General features: G+C 63.8%; 10 protein-coding genes and 1 pseudogene. All 11 read left to right on the top strand.

Annotated elements, in window-relative coordinates; genetic code table 11:
- A partial coding sequence (gene aroC, locus VJ604_RS15225; RefSeq protein ID WP_324083954.1) for a chorismate synthase occupies positions 1-784 on the top strand: 784 nt, incomplete at its 5' end.
- A gap of 102 nt (positions 785-886) precedes the next feature.
- Entirely contained in the window at positions 887-1,975 is a 1,089-nt protein-coding gene (gene aroB / locus VJ604_RS15220) for a 3-dehydroquinate synthase (protein WP_324083952.1), read from the top strand.
- Position 1,976: 1 nt separating this feature from the next.
- The gene (locus VJ604_RS15215) at positions 1,977-3,155 is read left to right on the top strand and encodes a tetratricopeptide repeat protein (protein ID WP_324083950.1); all 1,179 of its coding nucleotides are present in this window, start codon (positions 1,977-1,979) and stop codon (positions 3,153-3,155) included.
- Positions 3,145-3,507, top strand: a complete 363-nt coding sequence (locus tag VJ604_RS15210; protein ID WP_324083949.1) for a roadblock/LC7 domain-containing protein — start codon at positions 3,145-3,147, stop codon at positions 3,505-3,507. Before VJ604_RS15215 ends, VJ604_RS15210 begins: the two co-directional genes overlap by 11 nt.
- Positions 3,504-3,950, top strand: a complete 447-nt coding sequence (gene aroQ / locus VJ604_RS15205; protein ID WP_324083947.1) for a type II 3-dehydroquinate dehydratase — start codon at positions 3,504-3,506, stop codon at positions 3,948-3,950. The genes VJ604_RS15210 and aroQ overlap by 4 nt, the downstream gene beginning before the upstream one ends.
- A gap of 20 nt (positions 3,951-3,970) precedes the next feature.
- Positions 3,971-5,038: an aminopeptidase P family protein gene (locus VJ604_RS15200; protein ID WP_324083945.1), complete on the top strand. Its 1,068-nt coding sequence runs from the start codon at positions 3,971-3,973 to the stop codon at positions 5,036-5,038.
- A gap of 211 nt (positions 5,039-5,249) precedes the next feature.
- Positions 5,250-5,729, top strand: coding sequence for an acetyl-CoA carboxylase biotin carboxyl carrier protein (gene accB / locus VJ604_RS15195; RefSeq protein ID WP_324083943.1), 480 nt, complete (start codon positions 5,250-5,252; stop codon positions 5,727-5,729).
- A 158-nt stretch (positions 5,730-5,887) separates the two neighbouring features.
- On the top strand, positions 5,888-7,228 hold the full coding sequence (gene accC, locus VJ604_RS15190) for an acetyl-CoA carboxylase biotin carboxylase subunit (RefSeq protein WP_324083941.1): 1,341 nt from the start codon (positions 5,888-5,890) through the stop codon (positions 7,226-7,228).
- A 3-nt stretch (positions 7,229-7,231) separates the two neighbouring features.
- On the top strand, positions 7,232-7,630 hold the full coding sequence (gene gcvH / locus VJ604_RS15185; protein WP_324083939.1) for a glycine cleavage system protein GcvH: 399 nt from the start codon (positions 7,232-7,234) through the stop codon (positions 7,628-7,630).
- A 151-nt stretch (positions 7,631-7,781) separates the two neighbouring features.
- Positions 7,782-8,612 (top strand): menaquinone biosynthetic enzyme MqnA/MqnD family protein, encoded by an 831-nt coding sequence (locus VJ604_RS15180; protein WP_324083937.1) that lies wholly within the window; start codon positions 7,782-7,784, stop codon positions 8,610-8,612.
- Between the two features lie 11 nt (positions 8,613-8,623).
- A pseudogene (locus tag VJ604_RS15175) lies at positions 8,624-9,136 on the top strand (hypothetical protein); the annotation flags it as partial.

Genomic DNA, 9,136 nt, shown 5'->3' with positions numbered 1-9,136 from the left:
CGAGACCGCGGTCCGTGTGGCAGTGGGCGGCGTGGCGAAGGCCTACCTCTCCCATTTCGGCATCTTTGTCACCGGCTGCGTGCTGGAACTCGGCGGGGTCAAGGCCAAGCTTCCGGAAATGGGGTTGAAGGAGATGCGGGCCGCCATCGCTGCTTCCCCGGTCTACACCTACGACGCCGAGGCGGAACTGGAGATGATCGCGGTGATCGATCGCGCCAAGGCCGCCGGCGATACCCTGGGCGGTGTGGTCGAGGTCCGGGTCAGCGGCGTGCCGGCAGGCCTGGGGAGCCACGTGCAGTGGGACCGCAGGCTGGACGCCAGGCTGGCGGCGGCGGTGATGAGCATCCAGGCCTTCAAAGGGGTCGAAATCGGCGCCGGTTACGAGACCGCCAGGAAACCCGGGTCGCAGGTGCACGACGAGATCTTCTATGACGCCGCCAAGGTTGAGCAGAGCAGGCAGGGAGGCTTCTGCCGCAAGAGCAACCAGGCGGGGGGGCTGGAGGGGGGCATCACCAACGGCGAGGAGATCGTGGTCACCGGCGCCATGAAGCCGATCCCGACCCTCTACACGCCGCTGCAGTCGGTGGACATCGTCACCAAGGAGCCCTTCGAGGCGACCGTGGAGCGCTCGGATGTCTGCGCCGTGCCGGCGGCTTCCGTGGTGGCCGAGGCGGTGATCGCCATCGAGATCGCCAACGCCTTCATGGAGAAGTTCGGCGGCGACTCCATCGCCGAGACCACCAGGAACTACCAGTCGTACCTCGAGTACCTGAAGACGTTCTAAATTAACACTAGATCAGCTTCCCTCAACTCTCCCTCTCCCGGAGGGCGAGGGGAAATGGAGGCGAGGCCAGAATGAAAGATCGGAAATGTTGAAGAGGTTGCTGTGACAGTAGACACCATAAAGATTGAGCTCGGCGACCGCAGCTACGAGATCGGCATCGGCGCCGGGAACCTGGACGGCATCGGAGCGCTCTGCAAGAAGCTCGGCCTTTCCGGCACCGCCGCCGTGGTATCCAACACCACCGTGGCTCCTCTCTACTTTCAGCGGGTGGAGGCCTCGCTCCAGGCAGCCGGCTTCCGCACCCTGCTCGTTTCCCTCCCCGACGGCGAGTCCTACAAGAACAGCGCCACCCTCAACCTCATCTATGACGCCCTGGTAGACGCTTCCCTCGACCGCGGTTCCTTCATCGTCGCCCTGGGTGGCGGCGTGATCGGCGACATGGCCGGCTTCGCCGCCGCCAGCTACCTGCGCGGCATCCCCTTCGTGCAGGTGCCGACCACCCTCCTTTCCCAGGTCGATTCCAGCGTGGGTGGGAAGACCGGCATCAACCATCCCAGGGGGAAGAACCTGATCGGCGCCTTCTACCAGCCCCGCGCGGTGCTGATCGACGTCGCCACCCTGGACACCCTGCCGGAGCGCGAGTTCCGCGCCGGCCTCGGCGAAATCGTCAAGTACGGCGCCGTCCTGGACCGCGATTTCTTCTCTTTCCTGGAAGACAACGCGAAGCTTCTGCTCGCCCGCGACCGCGACTCCCTCATCCACGCCGTCAGCCGCTCCTGCGCCATCAAGGGGTACGTGGTCGAGCAGGACGAGAGGGAAGGGGGGCTGCGCGCGGTGCTCAACTACGGGCACACCCTGGGGCACGCGGTGGAGACCCTGACCGGCTACACCAATTATCTGCACGGTGAGGCGGTTGCCATCGGCATGGTGCAGGCCGCCCGCATCTCGCAGCAGTACGGTTTCTGCAGCCAGGAGGACCACGACCGTATCGTCTCGCTCATCGTGTCGCTGGGGCTTCCCACCGAACTTCCCCCCTTTCCGGCCCAGGCCTACGCGGAGGCGCTCTCCCACGACAAGAAGGTGCGCCAAAGCGGGCTTTTGTTCATCTGCAACAACGGCATCGGCGGCCACCGCATGGAAAGGATCAAGGACCTTACTGCACTTTTGGAGATCTGCGGCATAGGAGAGTGACATGGCAGTAGAGGATGCGATTTCGTTTTGGACGGATATCCAGCGCTATGAGAACATGTTGGCGGCCGACCCCCGCTCTTACTGTTTCGTGCCGCTTTCCGAACTGTATCGAAAGCTGGGCCTTCTGGACGACGCCATCTCCGTCGCGCTCAAGGGGTGCGGCCTGCATCCTGACTACCCGGGAGGTTTCTTCGCACTGGGCGCGGCCTACCAGGCCAAAGGCGAGAACGCCGAGGCGAGAAAGGCGCTGGAGACCTCGGTCTCCCTGAAGCCGGAGCACGCCGAGGCCCTGAAGCTTTTGGGGAAGGTGTACATCGAGGAGGGGCGCACCGACCTGGCCGAGCAGGTGCTGGGGCAGGCGCTGCAACTCGATCCCCAGGACGCCGAGACCACCCTGACCCTGCGCTCCATCGGTGCCGCTCCGGCTGCAGCCACCCCCGCTGCAGAGGAGGAACTGGAGGAACTGGACCTCGTCGAGGAGCTGACCGAGGAGCTGGAACCGGGGCCGGAGGCGGAGATCGAGGGGATGGCCGGTGTCGAGCCCGCTTACGGCGGTGCGGCCGCGCGAGAGCGGGGTGCAGAGACCACCAACCTCTGGGACGACGAGGATTTCAACGCCTTCCAGGAGGTTGATGAGCCGGCGGTCTCCGCGGCACCGTCCTTTGCCCCGAGCGGTCGGAGCGCAGAGCGGCAACCGGGCGGCAAGGATCCCCTTGCCACGGCGACCATGGCGGAACTGTACGTCTCGCAGGGGTTCCTCGACAAGGCGATCTCCATCTACCGCCAACTCTTGAGCGAGGAGCCCGCCAATCAGTCCTACCTGCAACGGGGGGGCGAACTGGCGCGCCTGCGTGAGCAGCAGCTCCAGCCGTCGGCCGCGCCGGCAGCTCCGCAGCCGCCACAGCCGCCACAGCCGGCACAGCCGCCACAGCCGGCACCGGCAGCACCGGCAGCACCGGTTACCCATGAGCTATCTCAGCCAACCGCACAACAAGGGGCAACTCCGGCCGCGCAGCAAGAGGCGCCGCGCCACCAGGCTCCCGCCTGGGAGGAGCCCACGGCCGCCCAGGTAGAATGTGGCACGCCCCTTGCCGGGGAAGCCGCGGCCGGCCCGGTCGATCTGGAGAGTGAACTTACCCGCTGGCTGGGCAACATAAGGAGAAGAAGAGATGGAGTTTAAGGCGATACTGAAGGCCATTGTCGAAGGTAGCTCAGGTGGAGTGGGCGGGGTCGTCATGGGGTACGACGGCATCGCCATCGACGAGTACCTGCGCGACACCGGAGGGCTCGACGTGCAGATCCTCGCCGTGGAATACGCCTCCGTGCTGAAGGAGATCAAGCGGACGGTGGGGGTCTTGAAGACCGGCGAACTGGAGGAGGTTTCCATCGTCTCGGACCGCTGCACCGTGGTGGTGCGCGGCATCACCGCCGACTTCTTCGTCGCCGTGGTGCTCACGCCGGAAGGAAACTTCGGCAAGGCGCGCTACCTCATGAAGCGGGAAGCCGCCCGCCTGAGGGAGGCCCTGCAATGAGCGCCCGCTTCCAGATTCTGGTGCTGCACGGTCCCAACCTGAACCTGCTCGGCACCCGCGAGCCGGGCGTCTACGGCAGCACCACCCTGGAGGGGATCAACGAGGCGTTGACCGAACTGGCCGGCGAGCTTAACGTAGAGTTGAAGATCCTGCAGTCCAACCATGAGGGGGCGCTGGTGGACGCCATCCAGGGGGCGAGGGGGGAGTGCCACGGCATCCTGATCAACCCGGCCGCCTACACCCATACCTCGGTGGCGATCCGCGACGCCGTCGCCGCGGTGGCGCTTCCCACCGTGGAGGTCCATCTCTCCAACATCCACGCCCGGGAGCCCTTCAGGGAGCAGAGTTACCTGGCACCGGTGGCAGTCGGACAGATCTGCGGATTCGGCGCTGATAGCTATCTTTTGGGGCTGAGAGGACTGGTAAAACGGCTGGAAAAATAGATTGTCATACGGAGGTTATTATGTTAAACAACAGAATCTCCGTGGCCAGAGAGTGTCTGGAGGCGGTCGGGGCCGACCTGCTACTGGTCACAAACCTCAGCAATATCAGATATCTAACCGGCTTTACCGGCAGCGAGGGAACGCTCATCCTGTCGCGGGAAGATGGCTGGTTTCTCACCGATTCCCGTTACACATCGCAGGCAGCAGAACAGGTCACCGAGGCCAGGATCGTCGAGTTCAAGATCAAGCTCGACTCCGTCTCGGCGGTCTTCCGCGAGGCCGGCGCGAAAAGGGTAGCCTTCGAAGCCGGCAACCTGACGGTGCAGTCCTACCAGGATCTCTGCGACCGCAACCCGGAGATCGCCTTCATTGCCGCCGACAAGGAGCTGGTCTCCCTGCGCAGCGTGAAGGACGCTGACGAGCTGGAGATCCTGGAGCGGGTGGCGACTATCGCCTCCGAGTCGCTCTTGGAGATCCTGCCCCTGGTGAAGCCGGGCGCGCTGGAAAGCGACGTCGCTTGGGCGTTGGAAGTCGCGATGAGGAAGCGGGGGGCCGACGGCAAGTCCTTCGATTTCATCGTCGCCTCCGGTCCGCGCGGCGCGCTGCCGCATGGCAAGGCCTCGGACAAGGAAATAGCGGCCGGAGAACTGGTCACCCTCGATTACGGCGCCATCTTCCGCGGCTACTGCTCGGACGAGACGGTGACCGTGGCGGTGGGGGAGCCGGACGGCAAGCAGCGTGAGGTCTACGAGACGGTGCTGGAGGCCCAGCGGCTCGCCATCGAGGGGGCCCGGCCGGGCATGCCGCTGAAGGAGATCGACGCGCTGGCCAGAGATTACATCGCCTCCCGAGGGTACGGCGAGTATTTCGGCCACGGCCTGGGGCACGGGGTGGGCATCGACATCCACGAGCACCCGCCCGTCTCTCCCCGCAGCGTGCACACCATCGAGGAAGGGGTGGTCTTCACGGTCGAACCGGGCATCTACATCCCCGGCTGGGGCGGGGTGAGGATCGAGGACACCGTGGTGATGGAGAAGGGGGGCTGCCGCCGGCTCACCAAGGTCCCCAAGGCGCTCCGCGTGCTGTAATTATCTCGATCCTCTTTCTTGCGCTCTCCCTCCCCTTCAAGGGGAGGGCAGGGGTGAGGATGGGGCGTTTGTGTAAGATCCGCACCATGTACCGCTCATATCCGTCTCGGCCCGTCAGCCGCAGCGGGTACCGGCGGTTACTTTTACGTATAAGGCAACACCGCAGGCAGTAACTAAGTATTCCAGCTGCAATGAAAAGGAGAGAAAAGTCGTGGATATAAAAGACCTTAAGATGCTGATCAAGATGGTAACCGAGACCGACATCACCGAGTTCGAACTGGAAAACGCCGAGGACAAGGTTGTCATCAAGAGGGGCTGCACCGTTGCCGCTCCGCAGTTCCAGATGCCCCAGCCGGTTTCCTACCTGGCCCCCGCTCCCATGGCTCCCGCAGCCGCCGCAGCCGCACCGGCCGCACCGGCCGCCGCCGCTCGCTCCGCTGCCGCCGAGGAAGGCGACGCCGTCACCTCCCCCATCGTCGGCACCTTCTACCGCGCTCCGGCTCCCGATGCGCCCCCCTACGTGGAAGTGGGCCAGATCGTCGAGAAGGGCGAGGTGCTCTGCATCGTAGAGGCCATGAAGCTCATGAACGAGATCGAGGCGGAGTACCGCTGCAAGATCGTCCGCATCGTGAAGCAGAACGCCGAGCCGGTCGAGTACGGCGACGAGCTGTTCATCGTCGAAAAGCTCTAATATCTGACGGCAAGGGCTAAAAGCTGACGGTTTTTGGCCCTTTCTTCTACCAGCTGTACGGTGACGATTTAACCCGTGATAACGGGCGCCGCTGACGGCCCGGCATGCAGGGGCTTCCCCTCAGCCCGGACTCTTCAGTCGTGCCCAGGAGATTACATATGTTCCATAAAGTGCTCATCGCCAACAGGGGAGAGATCGCCCTGAGGATCATCAGGGCCTGCAAGGAGATGGGGATCAAGACGGTCGCCGTCTACTCCACCGCCGACGCCGAGTCCCTGCACGTCAAGCTTGCCGACGAGAGCGTCTGCATCGGTCCCGCTCCCAGCCTTTCCAGCTACCTCAACATCAACGCCATCATCTCGGCCGCCGAACTGACCGACGCCGAGGCGATCCACCCGGGCTACGGCTTCCTCTCCGAGAACGCCGTCTTCGCCGAGATCTGCGAGAAGTGCGGCATCACCTTCATCGGCCCCTCCGCCGAGAGCATGCGCATCATGGGCGACAAGATCAGCGCCCGTCAGGCGGTCATCAAGGAAGGGGTGCCCATCCTCCCCGGCACCAAGGAAGGGGTCCACGACGTCAACGAGGCTGTTAAGGTCGCCAAGCAGATCGGCTTCCCGGTCATCATCAAGGCCACCGCAGGCGGCGGCGGGCGCGGCATGAAGATCGTGCACTCGCCGGCGGCGCTGCCCAACGCCTTCGCCACCGCGCGGGCCGAGGCACAGTCCGGCTTCGGCAACCCCGAGGTGTACATCGAGCGCTACTGCGAAAACCCGCGCCACGTCGAGATCCAGATCCTGGCCGACAAGCACGGCAACGTGGTTCACCTGGGCGAGCGCGACTGCTCCATCCAGCGCCGTCACCAGAAGGTGATCGAGGAGGCTCCCTCCACCGTCACCACCCCCGAGCTCAGGAAGCGGATGGGCGAGGCTGCAGTGGCGGCCGCCAAGGCGGTCAACTACTCCAGCGTCGGCACCATGGAGTTCCTGGTCGACAAGCAGAACAACTTCTACTTCATGGAGATGAACACCCGCGTGCAGGTCGAGCATCCGGTCACCGAGATGATCACCGGCGTGGACATCGTGAAGGAGCAGATCCGTTCCGCCTACGGCATACCGCTGCGCTACACCCAGGACGACATCACCATCAAGGGGCACTCCATCGAGTGCCGGATCAACGCCGAGGACAGCATCAAGTTCACGCCGTCTCCCGGCAAGATCACCGACTACCACACCCCGGGCGGCTTAGGCGTCCGCGTCGACTCCTTCGTCTATACCAACTACTCCGTGCTGCCGCACTACGACTCCCTGATCGCCAAGCTGATCGTGCATGCCGACACCAGGGAGGAGGCGATCAGGCGCATGGCGCGCGCCCTTGACGAGTACATCGTGGAGGGGATCAAGACCACCATCCCCTTCCACAAGAGGATCATGGCCAACAAGGACTTCATCGAAGGTAACATAGACACCGGCTTCATCGAAAGGCTGGTAATGGAGTAGCCTATGGACTTTCCCGAAGAACTGAAGTACAGCAAGGAGCACCTCTGGGTGCGCATGGAAGGGGACCGGGCGGTGATCGGCATCACCGACTACGCCCAGACCCAGTTGGGAATGGTCACCTCGGTGGAGCTTCCGGAGCCGGGCGACGACCTGGAACAGGACGACTCCTTCGGGTCGGTGGAGGCCCGGAAGACGGTGGCTGAACTGTACGCGCCGCTCTCCGGCACCGTGCTGGAGGCGAACTCGGAACTGCACACCTCGCCGGAGTTCATCAACGACGATCCCTACGACGCCGGCTGGCTGGTGGTGATCGAGATGGCCGACCCCGAGGAGGCCAACCTCCTGATGTCCGCGGAACACTACGAGGACCAGGTTGCGGTTGCCGAAGACGACGAAGAATGAAGTAACTGCAGGTTGATACTGTGGGAAAAAAGGCGAGATGCTTCTCGCCTTTTTTCTTTCCTAAAGCAGAGATTTAGGACCACTTTCATCTTGATCTCGATGAGGTGTTGTTATAGTCTACGCAACCGAACGTTCAGACAGAGGTTTTGCAGTGACAGTCAGAATCGGACATATCCAGTACGCCAATTGCACCCCGATCTTCACCGCGCTTTCCTCCGGTTTCGACTGCAGCGGTTACCGCTTCGTGGACGGGGTACCCGCCCGTCTCAACGCCATGCTGAGGGCCGGCGAGATCGACCTGAGCCCTTCCTCCTCCATCGAGTACGCCACCGCCCATGACCAGTACTGCCTGCTGCCGGAACTCTCCATCAGCGCGATCGGCCCGGTCAAGAGCGTCTTCCTCTTCTCCAGGGTTCCCGTCGAACAGCTGAACGGCTGCGATATCGGCCTGACCGCCGAATCCGACACCTCGGTGAACCTCCTGAAGGTGTTGCTGGCCCGCAAGTATCGATTCACCAACCGTTTCGAGCGCACCTCGCTGCCGCTGGAAGAGGCGCTCGATCGCTACCCCGGCCTGCTGCTGATCGGCGACGCAGCGCTCAAGGGGGCGGCAGCTGCTGGCCCTTACCGCACCTACGACCTTGGCCAGCTCTGGTACGAGTTCACCGGGCTCCCCTTCGTGTTCGCCCTCTGGATCGTGAGGCGCGAGGCGGTACGCGAAAAGAGGAGTGAACTTGCCGCCCTCGGGCGCGACCTGATCGCCGCCAAAAAACTCGCCTACCACAGCTACCGGCGGATCGCGGAGACCTCCGCCGAGCGCGAGTGGCTGGGGGTGGACGAACTGGTCGATTACTGGCAGACCATCTCCTACGAATTAACCGACGCCCACCTCGAGGGGGCCCGCTGCTTCTTCCGGCATGCCTTCGAGATGGGGCTCATCCCCAGCCTCCCCGAGATCCGCTTCCTCGAGGAGGTTGCCTGAAGGAGAGGACCGTGACCCGCGAGGAAGAGGTGGCAATCTCCTGCAGCGACGGTTTCCCGCGCCGGCCGGGCTACGTGGTCGACAGGGTGGGGGAGCCTGCGCTGTCGCCGCAGATAGCGCACCTGGTCAGGGCCAGGTGGGTCATCGTCTTCATCCTCTTCATCTACGCCCTCTACGCCGGTATCTTCTACACCCTCAGCCGCTTCGGCTTCTTCCTCACGGAACAGCAGACCTCCTTTCTCTTCCTCACCATGTGCGCGGTGGTGGTCTACAACCTCGCCTACCAAAACGGCTCCGTCCTGGCCCGCTTCCGCTACGCCGACCATCTGCAGGTCTTCCTCGACCTCTTGCTGGTCACCGTGCTGATCCATTTCACCGGCGGCGCGGTCAGCTGGGTCTGGACGCTCTACCTGGTGGTCACCATGGAGGCGGTCTACCTGCTGAAGAGCCCGCGCGAGCTCTTTCTCGCCTGGGGGGCCGGCTCGCTCCTTTACGGCAGCCTCCTTGCCTGCGAGCGCGCGGCG

The organism is Geomonas sp., from assembly GCF_035254065.1.
Classification (GTDB): domain Bacteria; phylum Desulfobacterota; class Desulfuromonadia; order Geobacterales; family Geobacteraceae; genus Geomonas.
Note: the sequence above shows the minus strand (reverse complement) of the source record. Positions and strands in the feature narration are given on the sequence as shown.

Coding starts and splice junctions, on each gene's coding strand:
- VJ604_RS15215 (WP_324083950.1), top strand. CDS start 1,977: ATGGCAGTAGAGGATGCGATTTCGTTTTGGACGGATATCCAGCGCTAT.
- VJ604_RS15210 (WP_324083949.1), top strand. CDS start 3,145: ATGGAGTTTAAGGCGATACTGAAGGCCATTGTCGAAGGTAGCTCAGGT.
- aroQ (WP_324083947.1), top strand. CDS start 3,504: ATGAGCGCCCGCTTCCAGATTCTGGTGCTGCACGGTCCCAACCTGAAC.
- VJ604_RS15200 (WP_324083945.1), top strand. CDS start 3,971: ATGTTAAACAACAGAATCTCCGTGGCCAGAGAGTGTCTGGAGGCGGTC.
- accC (WP_324083941.1), top strand. CDS start 5,888: ATGTTCCATAAAGTGCTCATCGCCAACAGGGGAGAGATCGCCCTGAGG.
- gcvH (WP_324083939.1), top strand. CDS start 7,232: ATGGACTTTCCCGAAGAACTGAAGTACAGCAAGGAGCACCTCTGGGTG.